The organism is Paracoccus subflavus, from assembly GCF_004310345.1.
Classification (GTDB): Bacteria; Pseudomonadota; Alphaproteobacteria; order Rhodobacterales; family Rhodobacteraceae; genus Paracoccus; species Paracoccus subflavus.
On record NZ_SISK01000002.1, the window covers coordinates 367,016 to 391,590 of the forward strand.

The 24,575-nt window shown below is 66.0% G+C and carries 22 protein-coding genes, 3 tRNA genes and 1 pseudogene; 16 read left to right on the plus strand and 10 right to left on the minus strand.

What is annotated here, in order from left to right:
* The first annotated feature begins 6 nt into the window (after positions 1 to 6).
* The gene (betA, locus tag EYE42_RS04950; RefSeq protein WP_130990195.1) at positions 7 to 1,626 is read left to right on the plus strand and encodes a choline dehydrogenase; all 1,620 of its coding nucleotides are present in this window, start codon (positions 7 to 9) and stop codon (positions 1,624 to 1,626) included.
* Between the two features lie 58 nt (positions 1,627 to 1,684).
* On the opposite strand, the gene EYE42_RS04955 is transcribed toward betA, so the two are convergent.
* On the minus strand, positions 1,685 to 2,425 hold the full coding sequence (locus tag EYE42_RS04955) for a DsbA family protein (RefSeq protein WP_130990196.1): 741 nt from the start codon (positions 2,423 to 2,425) through the stop codon (positions 1,685 to 1,687).
* 171 nt (positions 2,426 to 2,596) lie between these two features.
* Here EYE42_RS04955 and EYE42_RS04960 point away from each other — a divergent pair, with 171 nt between their 5' ends.
* The 11 genes from EYE42_RS04960 to EYE42_RS05010 all read left to right on the plus strand — a co-directional run bounded on the left by EYE42_RS04960 (position 2,597) and on the right by EYE42_RS05010 (position 14,802).
* The gene (locus EYE42_RS04960; protein WP_130990197.1) at positions 2,597 to 3,733 is read left to right on the plus strand and encodes a pyridoxal phosphate-dependent aminotransferase; all 1,137 of its coding nucleotides are present in this window, start codon (positions 2,597 to 2,599) and stop codon (positions 3,731 to 3,733) included.
* Positions 3,730 to 4,923, plus strand: a complete 1,194-nt coding sequence (locus EYE42_RS04965; RefSeq protein WP_130990198.1) for an N-acetylmuramoyl-L-alanine amidase — start codon at positions 3,730 to 3,732, stop codon at positions 4,921 to 4,923. Before EYE42_RS04960 ends, EYE42_RS04965 begins: the two co-directional genes overlap by 4 nt.
* Positions 4,924 to 5,001: 78 nt before the next feature.
* The gene (locus EYE42_RS04970; protein ID WP_130990199.1) at positions 5,002 to 7,551 is read left to right on the plus strand and encodes a penicillin-binding protein 1A; all 2,550 of its coding nucleotides are present in this window, start codon (positions 5,002 to 5,004) and stop codon (positions 7,549 to 7,551) included.
* Between the two features lie 217 nt (positions 7,552 to 7,768).
* Positions 7,769 to 8,896 carry a peptide chain release factor 2 gene (gene prfB / locus EYE42_RS04975; protein ID WP_130990200.1) on the plus strand — a complete coding sequence of 376 codons (1,128 nt, stop codon included), beginning with the start codon at positions 7,769 to 7,771 and terminating at the stop codon, positions 8,894 to 8,896.
* Between the two features lie 111 nt (positions 8,897 to 9,007).
* Positions 9,008 to 10,081 carry a patatin-like phospholipase family protein gene (locus EYE42_RS04980; protein WP_130990201.1) on the plus strand — a complete coding sequence of 358 codons (1,074 nt, stop codon included), beginning with the start codon at positions 9,008 to 9,010 and terminating at the stop codon, positions 10,079 to 10,081.
* On the plus strand, positions 10,082 to 10,705 hold the full coding sequence (locus EYE42_RS04985) for a histidine phosphatase family protein (RefSeq protein ID WP_130990202.1): 624 nt from the start codon (positions 10,082 to 10,084) through the stop codon (positions 10,703 to 10,705).
* Positions 10,696 to 10,771 (plus strand) — tRNA-Val (locus EYE42_RS04990). Before EYE42_RS04985 ends, EYE42_RS04990 begins: the two co-directional genes overlap by 10 nt.
* 179 nt (positions 10,772 to 10,950) lie before the next feature.
* Positions 10,951 to 11,026: transfer RNA gene (locus EYE42_RS04995), tRNA-Ala, on the plus strand.
* Positions 11,027 to 11,833: 807 nt separating this feature from the next.
* Positions 11,834 to 12,097, plus strand: coding sequence for a hypothetical protein (locus EYE42_RS15940; RefSeq protein ID WP_165455707.1), 264 nt, complete (start codon positions 11,834 to 11,836; stop codon positions 12,095 to 12,097).
* Positions 12,098 to 12,339: 242 nt separating this feature from the next.
* Positions 12,340 to 12,708, plus strand: coding sequence for a hypothetical protein (locus EYE42_RS05005; protein WP_246020583.1), 369 nt, complete (start codon positions 12,340 to 12,342; stop codon positions 12,706 to 12,708).
* Positions 12,709 to 12,837: 129 nt separating this feature from the next.
* Positions 12,838 to 14,802 (plus strand): potassium transporter Kup, encoded by a 1,965-nt coding sequence (locus EYE42_RS05010; RefSeq protein ID WP_130990204.1) that lies wholly within the window; start codon positions 12,838 to 12,840, stop codon positions 14,800 to 14,802.
* A gap of 21 nt (positions 14,803 to 14,823) precedes the next feature.
* Here the strand turns inward: EYE42_RS05010 and EYE42_RS05015 are convergent, their stop codons facing one another.
* From EYE42_RS05015 to gatC, 4 genes are read right to left on the minus strand one after another with little or no spacing between them, the layout of a single operon-like run.
* Positions 14,824 to 15,474 carry an N-acetylmuramoyl-L-alanine amidase gene (locus EYE42_RS05015; RefSeq protein ID WP_281277800.1) on the minus strand — a complete coding sequence of 217 codons (651 nt, stop codon included), beginning with the start codon at positions 15,472 to 15,474 and terminating at the stop codon, positions 14,824 to 14,826.
* The gene (locus EYE42_RS05020; protein WP_130990205.1) at positions 15,471 to 15,818 is read right to left on the minus strand and encodes a hypothetical protein; all 348 of its coding nucleotides are present in this window, start codon (positions 15,816 to 15,818) and stop codon (positions 15,471 to 15,473) included. The genes EYE42_RS05015 and EYE42_RS05020 overlap by 4 nt, the downstream gene beginning before the upstream one ends.
* A 31-nt stretch (positions 15,819 to 15,849) precedes the next feature.
* On the minus strand, positions 15,850 to 17,331 hold the full coding sequence (gene gatA, locus EYE42_RS05025) for an Asp-tRNA(Asn)/Glu-tRNA(Gln) amidotransferase subunit GatA (RefSeq protein ID WP_130990206.1): 1,482 nt from the start codon (positions 17,329 to 17,331) through the stop codon (positions 15,850 to 15,852).
* Positions 17,328 to 17,615, minus strand: a complete 288-nt coding sequence (gene gatC / locus EYE42_RS05030) for an Asp-tRNA(Asn)/Glu-tRNA(Gln) amidotransferase subunit GatC (RefSeq protein ID WP_130990207.1) — start codon at positions 17,613 to 17,615, stop codon at positions 17,328 to 17,330. Before gatC ends, gatA begins: the two co-directional genes overlap by 4 nt.
* Before the next feature lie 195 nt (positions 17,616 to 17,810).
* Here gatC and EYE42_RS05035 point away from each other — a divergent pair.
* Positions 17,811 to 17,885 (plus strand) — tRNA-Glu (locus EYE42_RS05035).
* Between the two features lie 84 nt (positions 17,886 to 17,969).
* Positions 17,970 to 19,565, plus strand: a complete 1,596-nt coding sequence (locus tag EYE42_RS05040) for a peptide chain release factor 3 (RefSeq protein ID WP_130990208.1) — start codon at positions 17,970 to 17,972, stop codon at positions 19,563 to 19,565.
* On the opposite strand, the gene EYE42_RS05045 is transcribed toward EYE42_RS05040, so the two are convergent.
* From EYE42_RS05045 to pyrC, 4 genes are all read right to left on the minus strand, one after another.
* Entirely contained in the window at positions 19,562 to 19,918 is a 357-nt protein-coding gene (locus tag EYE42_RS05045) for a DMT family protein (RefSeq protein WP_130990209.1), read from the minus strand. The genes EYE42_RS05040 and EYE42_RS05045 overlap by 4 nt on opposite strands.
* A complete protein-coding gene (locus tag EYE42_RS05050; protein WP_130990210.1) occupies positions 19,909 to 21,393 on the minus strand; it encodes a replicative DNA helicase in 1,485 nt (494 codons plus the stop codon). Before EYE42_RS05050 ends, EYE42_RS05045 begins: the two co-directional genes overlap by 10 nt.
* 106 nt (positions 21,394 to 21,499) lie before the next feature.
* Positions 21,500 to 22,174, minus strand: a complete 675-nt coding sequence (locus EYE42_RS05055) for an orotate phosphoribosyltransferase (RefSeq protein WP_170309493.1) — start codon at positions 22,172 to 22,174, stop codon at positions 21,500 to 21,502.
* Positions 22,171 to 23,208 (minus strand): dihydroorotase, encoded by a 1,038-nt coding sequence (pyrC, locus tag EYE42_RS05060; RefSeq protein ID WP_130990212.1) that lies wholly within the window; start codon positions 23,206 to 23,208, stop codon positions 22,171 to 22,173. The genes EYE42_RS05055 and pyrC overlap by 4 nt, the downstream gene beginning before the upstream one ends.
* A 134-nt stretch (positions 23,209 to 23,342) precedes the next feature.
* Between pyrC and EYE42_RS05065 the strand changes: the two genes are divergently transcribed.
* Both EYE42_RS05065 and EYE42_RS05070 read left to right on the plus strand, forming a co-directional pair.
* The gene (locus tag EYE42_RS05065) at positions 23,343 to 23,642 is read left to right on the plus strand and encodes an antibiotic ABC transporter (protein WP_130990213.1); all 300 of its coding nucleotides are present in this window, start codon (positions 23,343 to 23,345) and stop codon (positions 23,640 to 23,642) included.
* A 56-nt stretch (positions 23,643 to 23,698) separates the two neighbouring features.
* Complete coding sequence (locus EYE42_RS05070; RefSeq protein WP_130990214.1) at positions 23,699 to 24,451, plus strand: SDR family NAD(P)-dependent oxidoreductase; 753 nt, start codon at positions 23,699 to 23,701, stop codon at positions 24,449 to 24,451.
* 12 nt (positions 24,452 to 24,463) lie between these two features.
* Here EYE42_RS05070 and EYE42_RS05075 read toward each other — a convergent pair.
* Positions 24,464 to 24,575 (minus strand): annotated as a pseudogene (locus tag EYE42_RS05075) (erythrose-4-phosphate dehydrogenase); the annotation flags it as partial.

Below are 24,575 nucleotides of genomic sequence, written 5' to 3' on the forward strand. Positions count from 1 at the left end.
ATCGCCATGACCGCTGATTATGTCATCGTCGGCGCCGGTTCCGCCGGCTGCGCCCTGGCCTATCGCCTGACCGAGGCGGGCCATTCCGTCGCCCTGATCGAATATGGCGGCAGCGACATCGGCATCTTCATCCAGATGCCCGGCGCGTTGTCCTATCCCATGAACATGCCCCGATACGATTGGGGATTCTTCAGCCAGCCCGAACCGCATCTGGGCGGACGCAGGCTGGCCACGCCGCGCGGCAAGGTGCTGGGGGGATCGTCGTCGATCAACGGGATGGTCTTTGTGCGCGGGCACCGCAAGGATTACGACCACTGGCGCGACAGCGGCGCAGCGGGATGGGGCTATGCTGACGTGCTGCCCTATTTCAAGCGGATGGAAACCTGGCATGGCGGCGCCTCCGAATGGCGCGGCACCGCCGGGCCGCTGCATGTGACACGCGGCAAGCGCCGCAACCCGCTGTTCAACGCCTTTATCGAGGCGGGGCAGCAGGCGGGCTGGCCCTATACGCCCGACTACAACGGCGAGAACCAGGAAGGCTTCGGCCCGATGGAGGCCACCATCTGGAAGGGCCGCCGCTGGTCCGCCGCCAATGCCTATCTGCGTCCGGCACAAAAGACCGGCCGGCTGCGGGTGATCCAGGCCTTTGCCCGACGCATCCTGTTTCAGGGCAGGCGGGCCTATGGCGTGGAAATCGAACGCAAGGGCCGGGTCGAGGAAATCCGGGCGGGGCGCGAGATCATCGTCTCGGCCAGTTCGATCAACACGCCGAAGCTTCTGATGCTGTCTGGCATCGGCCCTGCCGACCACCTGCGCCAGCACGGCATCGCGCCCTTGACGGACCGCCCCGGCGTCGGCGCGAACTTGCAGGATCACCTTGAAATCTACATGCAGTACAAGGCGTTGAAGCCGATCACGCTTTACACCTATTACAACCTTCTGGGAAAGGGCCGGGTGGGCGTCGAATGGCTGCTGCAAAAGACCGGTCTGGGCGCATCGAACCAGTTCGAAAGCTGCGGGTTCATCCGGTCGTCGGACGCGGCGGATTATCCCGACATCCAGTATCACTTCCTGCCGCTGGCCGTGCGCTATGACGGCAAGGCGGCGGCGCAGGGCCACGGGTTCCAGGCCCATGTCGGGCCGATGCGGTCGAAATCGCGCGGCACCGTGCGGCTGGCGTCGGGCGACCCGGCGGCGCCGCCCGAGATCCGCTTCAACTACATGTCACATCCAGACGACTGGGCCGAATTCCGTGCCTGCGTTCGCCTGACGCGGCAAATCTTCGATCAATCCGCCTTTACCGAATACCGGGGCGCGGAAATCCAGCCGGGCGCGTCGGTGCAGACCGATGACCAGATCGACGCCTTTATCCGCGACCATGCCGAATCGGCCTATCACCCCTGCGGCACGGCCCGCATGGGCGCTGCGACCGATCCGATGGCGGTGGTCGATCCGGACCTGAAGGTGATCGGCGTCGAGGGCCTGCGCGTGGCCGACAGTTCGGTCTTTCCGCGAATTACCAACGGCAACCTGAACGGTCCGTCGATCATGGTCGGGGAAAAGGCAGCCGATCACATCCTGGGCCGCATCGCGCGCCCCGATCAGGACCGCATGGCTGCCGAATAGCCGGTTTGTTCTTCACGTCAAATATCCCTGTCTGGGGCTCCGGCCCGCGGCGCCGGGATCAGCCGTTCCCCTCGCGCGCGGCGGCCACGGCGGGTTCCAGCCCGTCGCCCGGCATGCCGCGCAACAGCGTGTCGCCGACCACAAAGGTCGGGGTGCCCATGATACCCATGCGCTCGGCCAGTTGCCGGTTGTCGCGCAGCACCGCTGATACGGATTCGGTGTTCATGGTATTGGTGATCTGACCGATATCCACGCCGATCTCGTCTGCGATCTGCGACAGCGCCTCGGGCGAGGGGGCGCCGCGCAGATTCATGAGCGCATGATGCGCCTTGAGATAGGCCTCGTCCCCCGCGACTTCTTTCACGGCGATGGCAAAGCGGGATGCGATTTCGCTGTCGGGTCCAAGGATCGGGAATTCCTTTATGATGAAGCGGATATTGCCATCGCTTTCGACCGTTCCCTGAATCTGGTCGTTGAAACGTTTGCAATAGCTGCACCGATAATCGAGGAACTCGACCACCGTCACGTCGCCTTCGGGATTGCCGCCCACCCAACTGTGCCCGTCCTCGAAGATCGCCTCCCGGTTCGCGGCCACCAGGGTCAGGTCGTTCTCGACCTCGGATGCGGCGCGGCGTTCTTCCAGGACGTTGATGGATTCGACCAGAACCTCGGGGTTGGCCATCAGGTAGTCGCGCACCGCCTCGCCGAAGGCGGCCTTTTCGGCATCCGACATGGCGTTGATGTCGAAAGACAGGGCAGGGGTCGCGGTCAGCAGCAGCGCGGCGATCAGGCGTTTCATCGGCATCCTCGTGACGGGGTTTGCAAGACCTTGGCGCCTGCGGGCGGTCTTGGCAAGAAATACGCTGACAAAGCTGCGTGACCGGCGCCCGTCCCAAGGGGCTTTTCGCGCAAGGCGGGGCCGCGTAAGACAAGGGAAAAAGACAAAAGGCCCACGGCCCCGAGGAGAGCAATGAGAAAATCCGCCCGCGGTCAGGTTGACCCGTTCATCGTCATGGACGTGATGGAGGCCGCCGCCCGCGCCGAGGCGCAGGGCCGTCATATCATCCACATGGAGGTCGGCCAGCCTTCGACCCCCGCGCCCCACGGTGCACGCCGCGCCCTGGCCGCCGCGCTGGAACAGCCGTTGGGCTATACCGTCGCGCTTGGCCTGCCCGCGCTGCGCCAGGGCATCGCCGATCTGTATCGCCGCTGGTACGGGGTCGATCTGGACCCGGCCCGCGTGGTGGTGACGCCGGGCAGCAGCGGAGCGTTCATCATCGCGTTTTCGGCCCTGTTCGATGCGGGAGACCGGGTGGCGATGGGCTATCCCGGCTATCCCAGCTATCGCCAGATCCTGCGGGCCATGTCGCTGGAGCCGGTGGGCATCCCGACCCGGCCCGAGGATCGCTATCAGCCGCGTCCGGGCGACCTGCCCGATGGCTGCGCGGGGCTGATCCTCGCCTCGCCCGGCAACCCCTCGGGGACGGTGCTGCGGACCGACGAGCTGCGCGAACTGTCGGATGCGGCCAAGGCGCGCGGCATGGCGCTGATCTCGGACGAGATCTATCACGGCCTGTCCTATGGCGACCGCTGCCATTCCGCGCTGGAGGTGACGGACGAGGTGTTCGTCATCAATTCCTTCAGCAAGTATTTTTCCATGACCGGCTGGCGGGTGGGCTGGATGGTGGTGCCTGAAAGCCACATCCGCACGGTGGAACGGCTGGCGCAGAACCTGTTCATCTGCCCGCCCCATGCCAGCCAGGTCGCGGCCCTTGCCGCCCTGGACTGCACCGCCGAGATGGAGGCCAACCTGGCGGTCTATGCCGAAAACCGCCGCCTGATGCTGGAAGGGCTGCCCCGCGCGGGCTTTGACCGCATCGCGCCGCCCGAAGGGGCGTTCTATATCTATGCCGACGTATCGCACCTGACCGGCAATTCGCTGAGCTTTGCGGCGGACATTCTGGAAAAGACGGGCGTCGCGGTGACGCCGGGACTGGATTTCGACCCTGAACGCGGGGCCCGGACGCTGCGCTTTTCCTATGCCCGCGCGACCGTCGACATCGCCGAAGGGCTGCGCCGCCTGCAAGGATTCATGGCCGCGCGATGAGGATGCTGGCCCTTGTCCTGACCCTGCTGCTGGGGCTGCCCGTACTGGGCAACGAACCGGCTCGGCTGGATCTGGGCGGCTCGGCCCTTGTCGCGACGGGGCGGGGCTGGGGCGGCCCGCCACCGCTGGAATTGCGGCTGTCGCTGACGGCGCCCGTTCCGTTCGGCGCTTTTCTGGTGGGCGATCCGGCAAGGCTGGTTGTCGATCTGGAGGGCGCCGATCTGGGTGCCGCCCGGCCCGAGGATCTGTTCGGGGCAAACCTCGTGCCCGCGATCCGCTGGGGCCGGCACGAGGGCCGTTGGTCCCGCATCGTTGTCGAACTGCCCGGCCCCTACCGGATCGACAGCGCGGGACAATGGCCGGGCGCGCAGTCGTCCGACCTGCGGGTACGGTTGCGCCCGGTCGCGGCGGCGGATTTCGCCCCCCGGTCCTCGGCCGCCTTGCGCGGCCTGCCCGATCCCGTTCCCCTGGACCCGCCGGCCCCTGACGGGCCGTTAACCGTCATGCTGGATCCCGGACACGGCGGCTTTGACCCCGGCGCCCTGGCCGAGGGCGAAAGTGAGGCGAACCTGGTTCTGGTCTTTGCCCTGGAACTGCAGGCAGCGCTGCGGGACCGGGGGGTCGATGCCCGGATGACGCGGCAGGACGACAGCTTCGTCGCCCTGGACCAGCGCATGACGGCAGCCCGGCAGGCGCGGGCGGATCTGTTCATCTCGCTCCATGCCGATGCCTTGCCCGAAGGGCAGGCGGCGGGGGCTACGATCTATGTCTGGAATCCCGCCGCCGACCGCCGCGCGGCGGAACAACTGGCCCTGCACCACGGGCGCCGCGACCTTGTGGCGGGTGCGGATCTGACCGGCCAGGACGATGCGCTGGCCGGGGTTCTGATGGACATGGCCCGCACCGACACCCAGCCCCGGTCGGAACTGTTCGCGCGCTGGTTGACCTCGCGCATGGCGCTTTCGGGGCTGGACATGCATCCCCGGCCGGTGCAGCCGGGAACCTATGTGGTCCTGAAATCCCCCGATATCCCATCCGTTCTGCTGGAACTGGGATTCATCTCGGACCATGACGACCGGGCCAATCTGCTCAATCCCGCATGGCGCGAGCGGATGGTCCGGGCGGTTGCCGACGCGGCGGCCGGCTGGGCCCGCGACGAGGCCGCGCGCACGGGCCGGTTGCGGCAATAAGCCGGAACGGCCAGTGTTGTTTTGACCGGGACAGCCCGCGCCGTTATGAGAAAGACGATTCCAAGAAAGGCCCTGCCCGTGCTGCGCCCCATCCTGTCCTTCTTTGGCGCCATCTTTTCGTGGTTCGTCACCGCAAGCTTTTTCATCGCGCTGACGCTGGGCGCGATCTTCTGGATCTATTCCCGCGACCTGCCCAGCCACGAGACGCTGGCCCAATACACGCCAAAGACGATCAGCCGCATCTATTCGGGCGAAGGGATGCTGATCGACGAATTCGCCGAGGAACGCCGCCTGTTCGTCCCGGTCGAGGAAATCCCCGATCTGGTCAGGCACGCCTTCATCAGCGCCGAGGACAAGAATTTCTACAGCCATCCCGGCTATGACGTGCGGGGCATCATCAGTGCCGCCTACGAAGCCGTGGCCTCGGGCGGATCGTCGGTGCGGGGGGCATCCACCATCACCCAGCAGGTGATGAAGAACTTTCTGCTGTCGTCGGACCGCAGCGTCGAACGCAAGGTCAAGGAACTGATCCTGGCGTCCCGGCTGGAACGCACGCTGTCCAAGGACCAGATCCTGGAACTGTATCTGAACGAGATCTTCCTGGGCCAGAACAGCTTCGGCGTGGCCGCCGCCGCCCAGACCTATTTCAACAAGTCGCTGACAGAACTGGCCCCGCACGAGGCCGCGATGCTGGCCGCCATGCCCCAGGCGCCCGGACGCTATCACCCGGTGCGCGCCAAGGACCGCGTGACCGAACGGCGCAACTATGTCCTGCGCGAGATGTGGCAGAACGGCTATATCGACGAGGCCGCCTATCAGGCCGAGGCGCGGCTGCCGCTGAAATCGGTGCAGAACGGCGACTATCCCGCGTTCCAGCAGCAACTGCCGCCGCGCGGGTATTTCACCGACGAAATTCGCCGCCAGCTTTCGGCGCAGTTCGGAAACGAGGAATTCTTCGGCGGCGGGCTGACGATCCGCGCAACCGTGGACCCCGACCTGCAATCCGCCGCCGCCGATGCCCTGCGCGAGGCGCTGGAGCAGTATGACCGCGGCACGGGCATCTGGCGCGGCACGGGCGAAACGATCCCGGCCGACCAGTTGGCGGACGAGGCCGCCTGGCGCGGCGCGTTGTGGCAGGTCCGGGTGCCGCGCGACATCCCAGGCTGGCGTCCCGCCGTGGTGCTGGAGGTGGGTGAACGCGATGCCCGCATCGGCATCGAGGGCATCGAAGAGGACGGCGACGGCCACTGGATCCCCGCCGAGGACGTGCAATGGGCTCGCAAGCGCGGCGAGGATGGCCGGCCGGGCCCCGCCGCGCAGGTTGCAGGCGATCTGGTCGCCGAGGGCGAGGTCGTGCTGGTGCGCGCCATGACCCAGGACGGCGACGGCAGCTTTGTCCGCTGGACCCTGCGCCAGGTACCCGAGGTACAGGGCGGGTTCATGGCCATGGACGTGAACACCGGGCGCGTGATGGCGATGCAGGGCGGGTTCAGCTATCAGTCCTCGGTCTTCAACCGGGCCACGCAGGCGCAGCGCCAGCCGGGATCGTCCTTCAAGCCCTTCGTCTATGCCGCCGCGCTGGACAACAACTATACCCCCGCAACCATCGTCGTGGACGAACCGATCACGCTGAACACGCCCTTCGGTCTGTGGGAACCCAAGAATTCGACCGGCAAGACCTATGGTCCGACGCCCCTGCGCACCGGCATCGAGATGTCCAGAAACCTGATGACCATCCGCATCGCCCAGGACATCGGGATGGAGAGGGTGGCGGATTATGCCGAACGCTTCGGCGTCTATGACGACCTCAAGCCGTTCCTGGCCAACGCCCTGGGCGCGCAGGAAACCACGCTGTTCAAGATGGTTGCCGCCTATGCGATGTTCGCCAATGGCGGCGAACGGGTTGAACCGACGCTGGTGGACCGTGTGCAGGACCGGCGCGGCCGCACCATCTATCGCCACGACCAGCGGGTCTGCGAGACCTGCGGCCAGCAGGCGCTGCCGGCGGGGCAGGGGCCGGTGATCGACACGAATCGCGAACGGGTCATGGACGCGGTGACGGCCTATCAGTTGACCTCGATGCTGGAAGGGGCGGTGGAACGCGGGTCCGGCAGCGGCGTGGACCTGCCGGTGCCGATCGCGGGCAAGACGGGAACCACGAACGACGCCAAGGACGTGTGGTTCATCGGCTATTCGTCCAACATCGTCGCAGGCTGTTATCTGGGATATGACCAGCCGCGCACGCTGGGCCGCAACGCCTTCGGCGGCACCCTGTGCGTGCCGGTCTTCAACGCCTTCATGCGCAAGGCGGTGGCTGAATTCGGCGGCACCGATTTCGCCGTTCCGCCGGGCGGCTATTGGGTCAAGATCGACCGCACCACGGGTCAGCGCCTGTCAGACGACGCGACCGGGCCCAATGTCGTGGCCGAATATTTCCGCGACGGCACCGACCCCGACTGGGGATCGCCGCTGATCGTGTCCGGCTTTGGCGACGATGCCGTGGTTCTGCCCTGGCAAGCCGGGGCAGAGGCCGGGACGGGCCAGGCCGTCACCACATCGACCGGCGAGCGTCGGGTCATTCCCCGCCAGACCGATTTCGGCACCATGTCATCGGGCGGGCTTTACTGATCCCCCCTGCCTTGCGGGCGGCCGATTTGCCAGGGCACCGGGGCATTCCTGTCGCGAACTGCGGGCCGGGATGCCGAGGATGATCGAACCTGCCGCCCAGGCCATGTCCGCCGTGAACATCGCCGCCGCCAAGGCGGGGGCCGACCCTTGCCCGGCAGCCCCGCCCGCGCTATCACCCCGGACCTGACGCCGACCGCCCGAACCCGAGGAACCTGCCATGCGCGCCGAGACGCAGTCCACCATCGAGTCCATCAAACGCTCGCTGACCCTGCTGGGCCAGCGGATGGACTGGCAGACCGCGCCGCACCGGCTGGAAGAAATGAACGCCCTGATCGAGGCGGGCGATCTGTGGTCCGATCCCGCCCGCGCGCAAAAGCTGATGCGCGAACGCCAGGCGCTGTCGGATGCCATTGAAACCTATCGCCGCATCGACGGGGATCTGTCCGCCAATGCCGAGATGGTCGAACTGGCCGAGGAGGAGGGCGACGCCGATCTGGTGGCCGAGGCCGAGGCCAATTTGAAATCCCTGGCGGAACTGGCCGCGCAAAAGGAACTGGAGGCCCTGCTGAACGGCGAGGCCGACGGCAACGACACCTTTCTGGAAATCAACGCGGGGGCGGGCGGCACCGAAAGCTGCGACTGGGCGGCCATGCTGGCGCGGATGTATGTCCGCTGGGCGGAAAAAAAGGGCTACGAGGTCGAACTGCTGTCGGAAACCGCGGGTGACGAGGCGGGCATCCGCAGCGCCGCCTACAAGGTCAGCGGTCACAATGCCTATGGCTGGCTGAAATCGGAATCGGGCGTGCACCGTCTGGTCCGCATCAGTCCCTATGACAGTGCGGCGCGGAGGCATACCTCGTTCAGCAGCGTCTGGGTCTATCCGGTGGTGGACGACAATATCGAGATCGACATCCCCGACCGCGACATCCGCATCGACACATACCGGTCGTCGGGCGCGGGCGGGCAGCATGTCAACACCACCGATTCGGCCGTGCGCATCACCCACCTGCCGACCGGGATGGTCGTGACCAGCAGCGAAAAGTCGCAGCACCAGAACCGCGCCAACGCCATGGCCGCGCTGAAATCGCGTCTGTACCAGATGGAGTTGGACCGCCGCAACGCCGAGGTGAACGCCCAGCACGCCGCCAAGGGCGATGCGGGCTGGGGCAACCAGATCCGGTCATACGTCCTCCACCCCTACCAGATGGTCAAGGATCTGCGCACGGGCGAGGAAACCAGTGACACCCAGGGCGTTCTGGACGGCGACCTGGACGCCTTCATGGCCGCGACCCTGGCCCTGGACGTTGCGGGCAAGAGCCGGGCCGAGGCCAACGCCGAGGACTAAAAACGGGGCCTTGTCCCCGGCGCGCAACACCGCACGCCGTTTGTGCAACGCTTGCGCCGCGCGATGCCGTCCCTACTATGCCGCAGATGCGACATCATGGCGGGGCGGGCGATGCAGCGCAAATCCATCAATCTGGCCTTGCAGGGGGGCGGGGCGCACGGCGCCTTTACCTGGGGGGTGCTGGATCGCCTGCTGGACGAGGACTGGCTGGACATCGCCGCCATCACCGGCACCTCGGCCGGGGCCCTGAACGGGGCCGCGCTCAAGGCCGGGCTGGCGCGCCATGCGGCCGGATCGCTGGCCGGGCGGCGGGCGGCGGCCGAAAACCTTGACCATCTCTGGGCAGAGGTCGGCCGGATCAGCGACAACCGGGTGGTGCGATGGATGCATTCGCTGATTCCCGCGCCGCACGGTCTTGACCGCTGGGCCGAGCTGTTCTCGCCGGCGGCGTGGCTGGACAACCTGACCCGGATCCTCAGCCCCTATGATTACGGCCCGTTCTATGTCAATCCGCTGGCCCGCGTCCTGCGCGACCTGCCCTGTCCCGATTTCAGCAACAGCCGCGGCCCGCAATTGTTCGTCGCTGCGACAAATGTCAGGACCGGCCGGATTCGCGTATTCACCAACGCAGCGGTGACGCCGGATGCGGTCATGGCCTCGGCCTGCCTGCCCAACCTGTTCCGCGCGGTCGAGATCTGCGACCCCGATACCGGCCGGATCGAGGCCTTCTGGGACGGCGGTTTTACCGGAAACCCGGCGCTGTTTCCGCTCTATGCGCCGCACTTGCCGCGCGACATCGTCATCGTGAACATCAACCCGCTGATGCGCGAGGGCCTTCCGCGCACCCCGGTCGAGATTTCCGACCGCGTCAACGAGGTCAGCTTCAACGCCGCGCTGATGTCCGACCTGCGGGCGGTGAACTTTGTCAAGCGCCTGTATGCCGAAGGGCGGTTGCAGAACCGCCCGATGAAGAATCCGCTGATCCACATGATCTTGGACGACACGCTGATGAACGACCTTGGGGCGCGGTCCAAGCTGACCCCTGCACCGGGGGTTCTGGGGCGTATGAAACGGGCGGGTCAGGCTGCCGCGGATGCCTTTCTGAACGATCATGCCGATGCCCTGAACAACCGCGACACAGTGGACCTGGCGGCGCTGTTCACGGGCTCTGGTATCATCGGCTGAATGACTGTCCGGCTGCCTGACCTTTACCTGATCCGGCACGGCCAGACCGCCTGGAATGACCAGGGGCGTTTGCAGGGGCGCCTCGATTCGCCCCTGACCGATCTTGGGCATGCTCAGGCGGCGGCTTTGCGTTCGCTGGTATGCGGGCTGCCCGCGCAGCGCCTGTCCAGCCCCATGGGCCGCGCGGTGCAGACGGCGCGCATCCTGTTTGGCGACAATTCCTTCGCCACCGATGTCCGGCTGGCCGAGATCGACGTGGGCGACTTTTCCGGTCGTCTTCTGGCCGATCTTCGGGCCGAGATGCCACAGGCCTTTGTGGGGCCGCCTCATGCGTGGTACGACCGCACCCCCAATGGCGAACGGCTGGCCGGTCTGGCGGGCCGATTGTCGGAGTTTCTGGCCGAGCTGCCTGGTCCCGCGATCATCGTCACCCATGGCATGGCCTTGGCAATGCTGTGCAGCCTGGCGACCGGCCAGCCGCTGCACCGGGTTCACGCTGTCTGTCAAAGACAGGATGTCCTGCATGTCGTCCGCTGGGGTAGCCACCGCCTTGTCGCCCCCCGCGACGCGGGGGCTGGCCAAGACGCGCCGTCGGCGCTAGAAGGCAGGCCGGCGGGCGGTTAGCTCAGTTGGTAGAGCGCCTCGTTTACACCGAGGATGTCGGGGGTTCGAGTCCCTCACCGCCCACCATTCTCCCTTTTGATCCGCGTCCCATCCCGGCGGTTCCGGCGGGGATGCAGGGGACTTCCGCGCCACCCGAACCGGGTATTGCAAGGTGGTGCCAGCCTGCGCATTTTCCCCTTGCGCCCCGCCGCGCACCCCCCTATAGACCCCGCACACGACGTCGGAAGACGCCGCAGACCTCCGGTGGGGCCATAGCTCAGTTGGTAGAGCGCTTGAATGGCATTCAAGAGGTCAGGGGTTCGACTCCCCTTGGCTCCACCAGATCTCTCCAGTTATTGCTTTGATAAGGTTGGCAAGTCTTTGGAAAGATTTGTGCTGTCCCGCCAATCATCCCACCAGACGGTTGGACGTTGATCCAGCCCAGAACCGATGAAGCGTCGCGACTTTGGCCTGTCGCTGCGGACTAGCGGCTATCGAGAGGCGATCAGTCCAACGTCCATGGTCTGCAATGGTTATGAACAGGGATCCAACGGGCCCGCCAAGGTCGCTGCCTAACAAGGGGGGGCCTGCAAGGAGGGCTCTTTTCCGAAGGGGGGGGGTAAAATCCGGCGCCGCGATCCTCTCTTCGTGCCTCCCTCGTGTAGATGGAAAATTTTTCCATTTTTTTGAACATCAGTCGCAATCCTCCGCCGACCGGCAGGGATGAACTAAACTTGACATGACACAAAGGCCCGGTCGGTTATGGATGCGGCATCTGGTGGTTCACATTTTGCGGCCGATCCGTCTTACCGGGTGCCGCGACAAAAGCGGAAGGTCCGCGCCATGACGCAAAGCCGCAGCCATCTGACAGCCCGTCTGGGATCGCTGTCCATGATTGCTTGCCTGGTTGCGACGCAGGCGGGTGCTCAGGCAGGCGGGAACGGTCTTCCGGATGCAGAGGATATCTGGAGGCATCTGCCTGGCAGGACGTCCGAGCCGGTCGCCCCGTCCGCGCCCGCGCCGGCCCCCCAGCCCACACCTGCGGTTTCGGCTGCACCCCGATCGGGCGCTCCTGCCGCCGCACCCCGGCGCAGCGTCCCCGAGACTAGCGCAGCGGTGCCGACCCGCACGCTGGCTCAGGCGCGGGTCGTGATCCATTATCCCGAGCGCGGCGGACGTGCGCGATCCGAGGCGTTGGTCCGTCTCCTGCGCGCCCTGGACACCGGTGAGGTCGAGACCCGCCCCGTACGCCATGCGGTCGAACGGCAGAGCATCCGCTACTTCCACGCAGCCGACCGCGAGATGGCAGGCATCGTTGGCGAGGCCGTGGGCGGCGGCCGGGCAACTGTGTCAGACTTTACTTTTTATCGACCTTTGCCGAGGAAAGGCACGATCGAGGTGTGGTTGCCCTAGCTGTCCAGAAGGGTGACGGAGCCTGAGCAATCCATGGCGCCCCCGATCGAAGCGCAAGCCCGCTGGATGGCCGAGGCGAAGCATGGCCGGAAAATTGGCAAAGCGCCCGGCAGTCGCCCTTTGATCTTTGGCTAGGGGACCCGCCCAGGTCATCGCCGATCTTTGGCTAGGGGACCCGCCCAGGTCATCGCCGCAGAGTCGCTGCGCAAGAATGGATGCAAACCCCGCGCCGGTGTCCGGCGTTGAGCGCGAAACTCTTGCTGGATGCCGCCATGCCGCCCCTGACCCCCGACAAACGCTATATCGTTGTGCGCGGTCGGCTGTGGCGGGCCGCCAATCCCCATCTGGAGCCGTCCGAGCGCGACCGCCTGGTCACTGCGCTGATGACAGCGCGGCGTGCGGTCAGGACGGCGCGCGCGGCCGGCGATCCGGCAGCCGAGGAGGCGGCCCATCGTGCGGTCGATGCAGCCAAGGTCGCGCTGGGGGAACGGGGTCCGGTCTGGTGGACCGACGGTGCCCCGGATCTCAATCGCCGCATGGCGCGCAATACCGCCTATGCCGACTGGTTCGCACAGCTTTCCGGCAAGGCGACAGAGGCAGGCGATGCCTGAAAATCCCACGGCCTGTCCTTTTTCGGTCGGCCCCGCCAGCAAAGCCGGACGCTTTGCCCTGTCCAGCGTTCGCAGTCGGGTGTATCAGGACACTGTTCCGTGTTTTGGAACGGCAACCATCGGACGATCATGGCCGACTCTACGGATCAGGCACATCGCGGCTTTCCCCAGACAATCGATGACGACGAACTCGACATCGCGACCTATCTGCGCGAGGAAGGCGAAGAGCCGCCTATCCCGGCACCGCAAAGCCTGGGCGCCCTTGTCGTGGGCGCGGTGGGCGTCGTGTATGGCGACATCGGCACCAGCCCGCTCTATGCCTTTCGCGAGGCGTTGCGCCCCGTCGCCGCCGACGGGCTGGAAAGGGCCGAGGTGCTGGGCCTTCTGTCGCTGCTGATCTGGACGCTGATCCTGATCGTCACGCTGAAATATGTCCTGTTCCTGCTGCGCAACGACAACCGGGGCGAAGGCGGGGTGCTGGCGCTTTATACCCTTGCGCGCCTGGCCATCGGGCGCCGGTCGATCCCCGTGCTTGTTCTGGCGCTTGCCGGGGCGGCGCTGTTCTTTGGCGATGCCATCATCACGCCAGCCATTTCCGTCCTGTCGGCGGTCGAGGGGGCCTCTCTGATTGTGCCGGCCTTTCACGACTGGATCGTGCCCGTCACCATGGCAATCCTGATCGCGCTGTTTCTGGTGCAGAAATCGGGCACGGCACGGGTTTCGCGGCTGTTCGGGCCGATCACGACGATCTGGTTCCTGACCCTGGCCGGAATGGGCCTGCGCCACATCGCAGCCGAACCGGCGATCCTGCTGGCCTTTGACCCGTCCTGGCTGGTTGCGTTTCTTCTGGATCATAAGGCCGTTGCCTTTGTCGTGATGGGCGCGGTCTTTCTGGCCGTCACGGGGGCCGAGGCGCTGTATGCGGATCTGGGCCATTTCGGACGCCGGCCCATCGTCATCGCCTGGTTCATCCTGGTCTTTCCGGCGCTTGTCCTGAACTATCTTGGGCAGGGAGCGCTGGTGCTGCGCGACCCGACGACGATCGAGGCGCCGTTCTATGCCATGGTACCCCCATGGCTGCTGCCCGCGCTTGTGGCGCTGGCGACGGCCGCCACCGTCATCGCCGCACAGGCGGTCATTTCGGGCGCCTTTTCGATGTCGCGTTCGGCGATCCAGCTTGGGCTGTTGCCGAGGATGCGCATCCGCCACACCTCGGCCCAGCTCAGCGGGCAGATCTACATCCCCGCCATCAATGGCGCGCTGCTGTTCGGGGTGCTGTGGCTGGTGGTGTCGTTCCGCAGTTCCGAGGCGCTGGCCTCGGCCTATGGCATCGCGGTGACGGGAACCATGCTGGTCACGACCGCCTTGGCGCTGATCTATCTGCGCGCCTCGCGCCGGATACCGCTGGGGGTCGCCCTGTTGATGCTGATCCCCGTGGGTGCCATCGAGATCTGCTTTCTGATGGCCAACATGGTCAAGGTGCTTGACGGGGGCTATGTGCCACTGGTCCTGGCCACGGTTCTGGGCATCGTCATGTGGGCCTGGTGGAGCGGGACGCAGGCGGTCGCCCAGAAGACCCACCGCGCGGCGGTCGATTTCGACAGCTTCTGCCGCAGCATGGCCGACAGTTCGGTGCATATCGTTCCCGGCACCGCGCTGTTCCTGACATCGGACCCGACCGTGGCGCCGTCGGCCCTGCTGCACAACATCAAACACAACCGCGTCCTGCATCAGCAGAACGTTCTTTTGACGGTGGAAACCCTGCGCGTGCCCGTGGCCACCCCCGAGGAGCGCGCCACCTACCAGCCGATCAACGACCGCTTCGGGCGGCTGACCCTGCGATTCGGCTATATGGAGACACCCAATGTGTCGCGCGCCATGCTGGCCGCGCGCCGGGCTGGGCTGAAGTTCGACGTGATGAACACCAGTTTCTTCCTGGGCCGGCGCAGGCCGGTCTTTGCCTCGGCCTTCGGCGTCAGGCGGTTCCTGTCACAGCTTTACGCGCTGCTCTACCGGTTCGCGACCGATCCTTCGGATTATTTCCGCCTGCCGCGAAACCGGGTGGTGGAACTGGGCGAACGCTTCGCCGCCTGACCGCAGGGGGCCTGCGGCGCGTCAGGCCGTCCGGTTGTGCGACGCTGCCACGAAAGCCGCAACCCGGCGGTCGGCCTGGGTTTCGGGGCCGACTGCCCAAGGGCGAAACCGCAGGCGAAAGGCCGCAAGGCGCAGATCGGCAGGCACCCGAGGATAGCCGATCCGCGTCAGGCTGTCCTCCAGCGTCGCATCAGCGCCTTGGCCGGGGGCAAGGGCCAGCCCCTCGCGCGCCAGCCTGTGCCAGTCGAATCGGGGGCCGGGGTCGATCTTGCGGCCCGGCGCCATGTCCGAATGCCCGATCACTCCGTCCGGGCCGATCCTCCAGCGGGCCATGACCTGCCGCAGCAACTGGACCAAGGCGTCCATCTGAGGCATTGGAAAGGGACGGTCGCCGGGATTGGCGATCTCGATCCCGATGCTGCGGGAATTCACGTCGTCGCGGCCCCGCCACGATCCGGCGCCTGCGTGCCAGGCGCGGCGATCCTCGGGGACCAGGGCTTCGGTCCGGCCATCCTCGTGGATCAGCCAATGGGCGCTGACCTCGGCCGCGGGATCGCACAGCCGCGCGCGCGCTTCGGCCGTGTCGGCCATGCCGGTATAGTGCAGGACCACCAGTTCGGGGCGCTGGCCGCGGCGATCGCCGTGATTGGGGCTTGGATGATGCCCCGTCACAGCGGCGGCTGGTCGCCCGTGCTCATGGTCCGGGGCGCGATCTGCAGGGGGGCGCCGGACGCGGGGGCGGTGGCCGCGGGCGCGACGACACGAGCCGGGGTGACGCTCATCGTGGGCGGCACCGGCACCGGATTTTGCCCGGCGATCTGGGCGGCGGTCGGGGCATAGAAGGGCCGGGCGACCGGGATTGTCCTGGGCGATTCCGCGCCCGTCACCAGGGCCGCCTCGCGCGTGGCGCGGTATTCGCCATAGCGGGTCGGCGCGAAGTTGTAGTTCGGGTTCCAGCCCAAGTGTTCGCCACAGCCGGCAAGCGCCAGCACCGAAAGGATCAGACAGCCGCGCATCGTGCCTCCATGACCTGCCACCGGGCCGACCCTACCACCAGCGGTCCGGCTTGGCCACAAATCCGGCGGCCCGTTCCAGGACAAGGGCATGGTTCAGAAGATCGCCTTCCTCGAACGGCTTGCCGAACAGTTGCAGGCCCAGGGGCAATCCCTGCCTGTCCTGCCCCACGGGGACCGAGATCCCAGGCAGCCCCGCCAGGTTCAGCGTCACCGTGAAGACATCGTTCAGATACATCTGCACCGGATCGCTGCTGTCCACCGACCCCAGCCCGAACGCGGCAGAGGGCGTGGTCGGTGCCAGGATCGCGTCGATCCCGTCGGCAAAGGCATGGTCGAAGTCGCGCTTGATCAGCGCGCGGACCTTGCGGGCGCGGTTGTAATAGGCGTCATAAAAGCCCGCCGACAGCACATAGGTGCCGATCATCACCCGGCGCTGCACCTCGGGGCCGAACCCTTCGGCGCGGGTCTTCTCGTACATCTCGGTGATGCCGTCCCCCTGGCCCAGCCTGGCGCGATGCCCGTACCGCACCCCGTCATAGCGGGCAAGGTTCGAGGAAGCCTCGGCCGGGGCAATGACGTAGTAGGCGGGCAGGGCGTATTTCGTATGCGGCAGACTGATTTCGACGATCTCGGCCCCCGCGTCGCGCAGCATCCCGGCGCCCTGATGCCACAGGGCGTCGATTTCCGCAGGCATCCCGTCCACGCGATACTCGCGCGGGATGCCGATCCGCTTGCCGCGGATGTCGCCGGTCAGCGCGGCTTCGTAATCGGGCACCGGATGGTCGGCGCTGGTCGAATCCTGCGGATCGACCGATGCCATGGCGCCCAGCATGATCGCCGCATCGCGCACCGTCTTGGTCATCGGCCCAGCCTGATCCAGGCTCGAGGCATAGGCGATCACCCCCCAGCGGCTGACCCGGCCATAGGTGGGCTTCAGCCCCACAATGCCGGTGAAGGCCGCAGGCTGGCGGATCGACCCGCCGGTATCTGTGCCCGTCGCGGCCAGGCACAGGTCCGCCGCCACCGCGGCGGCCGAACCGCCCGAACTGCCGCCCGGCGTCAATTGCCGGTCATCCACCTTCCACGGGTTCACCGCCGGGCCGTAGCAACTGGATTCGTTGGCCGAACCCATGGCGAATTCGTCCTGGTTCAGCTTGCCCAGCATCACCGCGCCAGCGTTCCACAGATTCTGCGTCACGGTCGATTCGTATTCGGGCCGGAATCCCTGCAGGATGCGGCTGGCGGCCTGGCTGGGCACGCCACGCACGCAGAACACATCCTTGATGCCCACCGGGATGCCCGTCATTGCCGCCGCATCGCCTGCCCGGATGCGGGCATCGGCGGCCTGCGCCATCTGGCGCGCCATGTCGGGGGTGTGGTGGACAAAGGCATTCAGCGCCCCTGCCGAATCGATCGCCAAAAGGCAGGCCTCGGTCAGGTCGGCAGCGGTCGTCTCGCCCTTGCGCAGCGCGTCGCGCGCCTGGGCGATGGTCAGGCTGTTCAGATCGCTCATTCGACCACCTTCGGGACGGCAAAGAACCCTTCGCGCGCGTCCGGGGCGTTGGACAGGATCTTGTCGGCCATCTCGCCCGTCGTGACGACATCCTCGCGCCGTCTCAGACGCATGGGGATCACGCCGGTCATCGGTTCGACACCGCTGACATCGACCTCGTTCAATTGCTCCATGAAATGCAGGATGCCGTTCAGTTCGCGCGACAGCGCGGGCAGCGCGGCGTCGTCGACGGCGATGCGCGCCAGATGGGCGACCTTGCGGGCCTGATCCTCGGTGATCGACATGGCATGTCCTTTCGCTGCGCGCGGTCTACAGCCCCGGGCGCTCTGCTGCAAGCAGGGCAGGCATCGGCCCCAACGGGCTGGCCCGGCCGGAGGCTCGCCGATTTTCGCGCGAACCGATTTTTCCCTTGCACCCCATCGCGGCTTTGCCTAAACACCGCCCCACGCCGCCGGCCCTGACCGGCAAGGCGGAAATGTGGCCCGTTCGTCTATCGGTTAGGACGTCAGGTTTTCAACCTGAAAAGAGGGGTTCGACTCCCCTACGGGCTGCCACGCCTTTTCAGTGTTCCTTCTGTAATCGCAGCAATGTCAGCCCGGCGATTGCGTCCGCGCCTCTATCGGGCTAGATGCCGCCCCATGACAAACCGCCCCGACCTGCCGCCCGAAATCGCCCGCCGCCGGACCTTTGCGATCATCTCGCATCCCGATGCGGGCAAGACCACGCTGACCGAAAAATTCCTGCTGTATGGCGGCGCCATCCAGATGGCCGGACAGGTGCGCGCCAAGGGCGAGGCGCGGCGGACCCGGTCGGATTTCATGAAGATGGAGCAGGAGCGGGGCATTTCCGTCAGCGCGTCGGCGATGTCATTCGATTTCGACGGATACCGCTTCAACCTGGTCGACACGCCGGGGCACAGCGACTTTTCCGAGGATACCTATCGCACGCTGACCGCCGTGGACGCGGCGATCATGGTGATCGACGGGGCCAAGGGGGTCGAGAGCCAGACCCGCAAGCTGTTCGAGGTCTGCCGGCTGCGCGACCTGCCGATCCTGACCTTCTGCAACAAGATGGACCGCGAATCCCGCGATACCTTCGAGATCATCGACGAGATTCAGGAAAACCTGGCCATCGACGTGGCCCCGGCAAGCTGGCCCATCGGCGTCGGGCGCGATTTCATCGGCTGCTATGACATGCTGCACGACCGGCTGGAGCTGATGGACCGGGCGGACCGCAACAAGGTGGCCGAGTCGGTCAAGATGCAGGGTCTGGACGATCCCCGGCTGGCCGAGCACGTCCCCGCCGGCCTGCTGGACAAGCTGCGCGACGAGGTCGGGATGGCGCGCGAACTGCTGCCCGCTTTCGACCGGCAGTCGTTCCTGGAGGGCCACATGACGCCCATCTGGTTCGGCAGTGCGATCAACAGCTTTGGCGTGCAGGAGCTGATGAAGGGGATCAGCGCCTATGGCCCGCCGCCGCAACCGCAGAACGCCGCCGAGCGCCAGATCGCGCCCGAGGAAAACCCGGTGACCGGCTTTGTCTTCAAGGTGCAGGCCAACATGGACCCCAAGCACCGCGACCGGGTGGCCTTTGTGCGCCTTGCCAGCGGGCATTTCGAACGGGGCATGAAGCTGACCCATGTGCGGTCGAAAAAGCCGATGGCGGTCACGAATCCCGTGCTGTTCCTGGCCGCCGACCGCGAACTGGCCGAGGAGGCCTGGGCCGGCGACATCATCGGCATCCCCAACCACGGCCAGTTGCGCATCGGCGACGCCCTGACCGAGGGCGAGGCGCTGCGGTTCACCGGCATCCCGTCATTCGCGCCCGAACTGCTGCAATCGGTGCGCGCGACCGATCCGATGAAGGCCAAGCATCTGGAAAAGGCGCTGATGCAGTTCGCCGAGGAGGGCGCGGCCAAGGTCTTCAAGCCGATGATCGGGTCGGGTTTCATCGTTGGCGTCGTCGGCGCGTTGCAGTTCGAGGTTCTGGCCAGCCGGATCGAGATCGAATACGGCATCCCCGTCCGCTTCGAGAGCAGCCAGTTCACCAGTGCCCGGTGGGTGGCAGGTCCGCGCGACAAGGTCGAGGCCTTCGTGAACGTGAACAAGGGCCATATCGCCCAGGACCACGACGGCGACATGGTTTATCTGACCCGGCTGCAATGGGACATCGACCGCGTGCAGCGCGACCATCCCGACCTGCGCCTGACGGCCACCAAGGAGATGATGGTTTAGCCGAAGTCGTGAAAGATGAACCAGGCGCCCAGGCAGATCAGCCCGAAGCCGACGCCATGCTGCCAGCCGATGCGTTCGCCCAGATAGATCCACGAGAACAGGGCAAAGACCGAAAGGCTGATGACCTCCTGGATGGTCTTCAGTTGCGCGGCGCTGAAATATCCGTGGCCGATGCGGTTGGCGGGCACTTGCAGGATGTATTCGAACAGCGCGATGACCCAACTGACCGCGATCACCGTGACAAGGGGCGTGGACTTGAACTTCAGGTGCCCGTACCAGGCCACCGTCATGAAGACGTTCGAGGCGATCAGCAAGCCGATCGTGACGGCAGGGACCGGCAGCCCTAATCCCATTGCGACTGACGGTCCTTGGCCAGGTTTCCGAACCGCGTGAACTGCCCCTCGAAGGAGAGTTCGACCGTGCCGATGGGGCCGTGCCGCTGCTTGCCCAGGATCACCTCGGCCTTGCCGTGACAGGCCTCCATCACCTGCTGCCATTTTGCCATGGCATCTAGGTCGCTGTCTGACGGCTTTTCGCGTTCCTTGTAGTATTCCTCGCGGAACACGAACATCACGATGTCGGCGTCCTGTTCGATGGACCCGGATTCGCGCAGGTCGGAAAGTTGTGGGCGCTTGTCGTCGCGGTTTTCGACCTGGCGCGACAGTTGGGACAGGGCGACGACGGGGATGTTCAGTTCCTTGGCGATGGCCTTCAGGCCCTGCGTGATCTCGCTGACCTCGTTGACGCGGCTGTCCTTGGCGGATGCGGCCTTGAGCAGTTGCAGATAGTCCACCATCAGCACGTCCAGGCCGTGCGTGCGCTTCAGCTTGCGGGCGCGGGCGGCTAGCTGGTTGATGGGCAGGGCGGGCGTGTCGTCGATATACAGCGGGCAGTTCTGCAAGGCATGGGCCGCCTCGACGAACCGGCGGAACTCGGCCTCGTCCATGTTGCCACTGCGGATGCGTTCGCTGGGCACCTCGGCGGCTTCGGACAGGATGCGGGCGGCCAGTTGTTCGGCGGACATCTCCAGGCTGAAGAACCCGACGATGCCGCCTTCGATGGTCCCCACGGTGCCATCGGGGCGTTCGCCGGTCTTGTGGATCTTGGCGATGTTGAAGGCGATGTTGGTCGCCAGCGAGGTTTTCCCCATCGAGGGCCGGCCCGCCAGGATGATCAGGTCGGAATTGTTCAGGCCCCCCATCTTGGCGTCCAGGTCGATCAGCCCGGTCGAGATCCCCGACAGCTTGCCGTCGCGCTGATAGGCGGCATTGGCGGCCTGCACCGCGCCGGTGACGGCCTTCAGGAAGGATTGGAAGCCGCGCTCGGCCACGCCCTGTTCGCCCAGCTTGTACAGCGTCTGTTCGGCGGCCTTGATCTGCTCCTCGGCCTCGTCGCCGACCTCGACCGTGGCGGCGCGGGCGGCGATGTCCTGGCCCAGCAGGATCAGTTCGCGCCGCAGCGCGAATTCACGGATCATCTGGGCATAGTCGCGCGCGGCATAGGCGGAAATGGCCGCCCCCGCCATGCGCGCCAGATAGGCCGGCCCGCCCAGTTCCTTCAGCCCCTCGTCATGTTCCAGAAAGGCTTTGATGGTGACGGGGCTGGCAAGCCCATTCTTGCGGATGCGTTCCGAACAGATCTCGAAGATGCGGGCATGGACCGGATGGTAGAAATGGTCCGGCTTGATGATCTGGCTGACCCGGTCGAACACATCGTTGTTGGTCAGCAGCGCGCCCAAAAGCTGCTGCTCGGCCTCGAGCGAGAAGGGGATCGAGGGGGTATCCTCGGTGCCGGGCTGGCCCGGAATGATCGCGCGCAGGGTTGTCATGGGCTTCCCCCTTTTCTCGCCGTCCGTTCTACACCCGATGCCGCGCGCGGGAAACGCCGCGCGGTGCGATTTCGGGGGGCCGATCTGTGGATCGAATGGGGATAAGTCAGGCGTTCGCGGCCTGCCAGGCGCGCGGATCGGTCAGGAAAGCCTCGACCTCGGCCAGCGTCTGCTGATCGAATGCGGCCTGCGCCCGCGCCTCGGCCAGGACGTCCCACCAGGTGCACAGGTGATGCAGCGTTACACCATGGTCGGCCAGACGCTGCGTGGTTTCGGCGAAGATGCCGTAGTAAAAGATGACCGCCGTGTGGCCGCAGGTGGCGCCGGTGTCGCGAATCGCGTCCACGAAGGACAGCTTGCTGCCGCCGTCGGTGGTCAGATCCTCGACCAGCAGCACCCGCTGGCCCTCGGTCATCACGCCCTCGATCCGGGCGTTGCGGCCATAGCCCTTGGGCTTTTTGCGCACATAGGTCATGGGCAGGCCCAGCCGTTCGGCGACCATGGCGGCAAAGGGAATGCCCGCCGTTTCCCCCCCCGCGACGTTGTCGAACGCCTCGAACCCCGCGTCGCGCATCACGGTCGCCGCCAGGAAATCCATCAGCGTGGACCGGACGCGCGGAAAGCTGACGATCCGGCGGCAGTCCACATAAGTCGGCCCCTTCAGCCCCGAGGCATAGGTGAAGGGCGTGTCCGCGTTGAAATCGACGGCCTTGATCTCCAGCAGCATCCGGGCGGTTAGGCGCGCGATTTCCTCGGGCGCGGGAAAGGACAGGCTCATCAATCCTCCTGGTGCCAGAACAGCGGAAAGCCGGGGTCGAAAACGGTCACGGCTTCGTCGCCTGCTTTGATCTGCACAGGGTATGTGGCAGGGGTGTCACGCTTGACCAAGGTGATGCGGTCCTCGTTGGGGGGCAGGCGATAGAAGGCGGCGCCGTTCAGGCTGGTGAACGCCTCCAGCCGGTCCAGGGCGCCCTCGTCCTCGAACACATGGGCCAGGATCGGCATCGTATTGGGCGCCGTGAAGCAGCCTGCGCAGCCGCAGGGTTGCAGCTTGGCGCTGTCTGGATGCGGGGCGCTGTCGGTGCCAAGGAAAAACCGCGCCTCGCCGCTGGTCGCGGCGTCGCGCAGCGCAAGGCGGTGCGACTCGCGTTTGGCGACAGGCAGGCAGTAATAATGGGGCCGAATGCCGCCTGCCAGGATCGCGTTGCGGTTGATGACCAGGTGGTGCGTGGTGATCGTTCCGGCCAGATCGCTGCCCGACCGGACATAGGCGACGCCTTCGGCCGTCGTGATGTGTTCCATGACGACGCGCAGGCCGGGGGTCCGCCGGCGCAGCGGCTCCAGCACGCGGTCGATGAACACGGCCTCGCGGTCGAAGATGTCCACGGCCTGGTCCGTCACCTCTCCGTGCACGCACAGGGTCACGCCGGCCTCGGCCATGGCGTCCAGCACGGGCTGGATGCGGTCGAAATCGGTGACGCCGCTGGCCGAATTGGTGGTCGCGCCTGCGGGATACAGCTTGACCGCCCGGATGATGCCGCTGCGGAAAGCGGCAACCACGTCGGCGGGGTCGGTCGTGTCCGTCAGATACAGGGTCATCTGCGGCTGCAACGCGGCGGCGTCCGGCAGGGCTGCCAGAATGCGGTCGCGATAGGCTGCGGCCTGTGCGCCCGTGACCACCGGGGGCACCAGATTCGGCATGATGATCGCGCGGCCAAAACCGGCGGAATGGCGCGCGACCGCCGCCAGCATCGCCCCGTCGCGCAGGTGCAGGTGCCAGTCGTCCGGGCGGCAAAGAGTGATGCGGTCGGTCATGGCCTGCCTCTATACATGCTGGGGTGCGGTTGCCAAGCAGGCCTTGCGCCAATTGCATCCCTGCTGTCCAAAGGTCGCACTTGTAATGCCTGATGCATCAGCACAGATTGGGGGGATGTCCAAAGGATGATCCCATGTTTCCCATGATGCCCAAGAACCCCGTTCGTCTCTGGGCGCAGTTCGCCCGAATGGCTATCGAGGCGCAGACCGTTATCGGCCTGCGCACGGCGGGATTGATGGGCTTCATGGCACAGGCGCCGGGCGAACCCTTTCGCATGGTGGCCGAAAAACAGGCTGCCGCCACCGAATCCCTGTTCGCCATGGCACAGGCCGCGGGCCGGGGCCACGATGCAGAACGGGTGATGGCTGCCGCGCTGCGTCCGTATGGCAAGCGGACACGGGCCAATTCGCGCCGCCTGTCCAAGCCGCGCTAGGGAACGAACATCGACGGCCGCGGTTTCCTTCGGCATGGCATCGGGGGAACAGCGGCATGAAGGCAGCCTTGGTAACGGGTGGTGCACAGGGCATTGGCCGGGGGATCGTTCAGCACCTGCGAAACGAAGGCTGGCGCGTGGCGTTGTTCGATCTGGACAACGAGGCGGCAGCCGAGATGCAGGCCGAAGATCCGGACCTTCTGGCCCTGACAGTCGATGTTTCAAAGGAGGAGGCCGTCGATGACGGGTTTTCCCGCCTGCGGACATGGCTTGGCGACAATCCCCTGGATCTGATCGTGTCGAATGCCGGGATCGCCGACCCGCAGACCGGCGCCATCGAGGAACTGGCATTGGCAGACTGGCGGCGAATGCTGGACAGCCATGTCACCGGCGCCTTTCTGACCGTGCGGGCGGGCGTGCCTCTGCTGCGGCAGGCAGGGGGTTCGGTGGTGCTGATGTCCTCGACCCGTGCTTTGCAATCCGAGCCCGACACCGAGGCCTATGCCGCTGCCAAGGGCGCATTGCTGGCCATGTCTCATGCCCTGGCCGTCAGCCTGGGACCGGATATCCGCGTCAACTGCATCCTGCCCGGCTGGATCGAGACCGCGGCCCATCAGAAAAGCCGGAACCGCCGGACGCCCCATCATTCCGAGGCGGAAAAGGCGCAGCATCCGGCAGGCCGGATCGGCACGCCGCAGGACATTGCAGGATTGGTGGCCTTTCTCGCCTCGGATCAGGCCGGGTTCATCACCGGCCAGCGGTTCGTGGTGGATGGCGGAATGTCCGCGCGGATGATCTATCGGGCGTGAGGGCCCCCCCCCTCACCCCATTTTGCCCATTGCGACGGCGGTATCGGACATTCGGTTCGAGAAGCCCCATTCGTTGTCGTACCATGTGAGGATGCGGCACAGGCGTTTTTCCATGACCTTGGTC

Bases quoted from the DNA above. Each gene is read 5' to 3' on its own strand.
- EYE42_RS05050 (WP_130990210.1), bottom strand. From the start codon at position 21,393: ATGACAACCCTGCGCGCGATCATTCCGGGCCAGCCCGGCACCGAGGAT.
- EYE42_RS04955 (WP_130990196.1), bottom strand. From the start codon at position 2,425: ATGAAACGCCTGATCGCCGCGCTGCTGCTGACCGCGACCCCTGCCCTG.
- pyrC (WP_130990212.1), bottom strand. From the start codon at position 23,208: ATGACCGACCGCATCACTCTTTGCCGCCCGGACGACTGGCACCTGCAC.
- EYE42_RS05020 (WP_130990205.1), bottom strand. From the start codon at position 15,818: ATGCGCGGCTGTCTGATCCTTTCGGTGCTGGCGCTTGCCGGCTGTGGC.
- EYE42_RS04965 (WP_130990198.1), top strand. From the start codon at position 3,730: ATGAGGATGCTGGCCCTTGTCCTGACCCTGCTGCTGGGGCTGCCCGTA.
- prfB (WP_130990200.1), top strand. From the start codon at position 7,769: ATGCGCGCCGAGACGCAGTCCACCATCGAGTCCATCAAACGCTCGCTG.
- EYE42_RS05070 (WP_130990214.1), top strand. From the start codon at position 23,699: ATGAAGGCAGCCTTGGTAACGGGTGGTGCACAGGGCATTGGCCGGGGG.
- gatC (WP_130990207.1), bottom strand. From the start codon at position 17,615: ATGTCGATCACCGAGGATCAGGCCCGCAAGGTCGCCCATCTGGCGCGC.
- EYE42_RS04960 (WP_130990197.1), top strand. From the start codon at position 2,597: ATGAGAAAATCCGCCCGCGGTCAGGTTGACCCGTTCATCGTCATGGAC.
- EYE42_RS04980 (WP_130990201.1), top strand. From the start codon at position 9,008: ATGCAGCGCAAATCCATCAATCTGGCCTTGCAGGGGGGCGGGGCGCAC.
- betA (WP_130990195.1), top strand. From the start codon at position 7: ATGACCGCTGATTATGTCATCGTCGGCGCCGGTTCCGCCGGCTGCGCC.
- EYE42_RS05010 (WP_130990204.1), top strand. From the start codon at position 12,838: ATGGCCGACTCTACGGATCAGGCACATCGCGGCTTTCCCCAGACAATC.
- gatA (WP_130990206.1), bottom strand. From the start codon at position 17,331: ATGAGCGATCTGAACAGCCTGACCATCGCCCAGGCGCGCGACGCGCTG.
- EYE42_RS04985 (WP_130990202.1), top strand. From the start codon at position 10,082: ATGACTGTCCGGCTGCCTGACCTTTACCTGATCCGGCACGGCCAGACC.
- EYE42_RS05040 (WP_130990208.1), top strand. From the start codon at position 17,970: ATGACAAACCGCCCCGACCTGCCGCCCGAAATCGCCCGCCGCCGGACC.
- EYE42_RS05065 (WP_130990213.1), top strand. From the start codon at position 23,343: ATGTTTCCCATGATGCCCAAGAACCCCGTTCGTCTCTGGGCGCAGTTC.
- EYE42_RS05045 (WP_130990209.1), bottom strand. From the start codon at position 19,918: ATGGGATTAGGGCTGCCGGTCCCTGCCGTCACGATCGGCTTGCTGATC.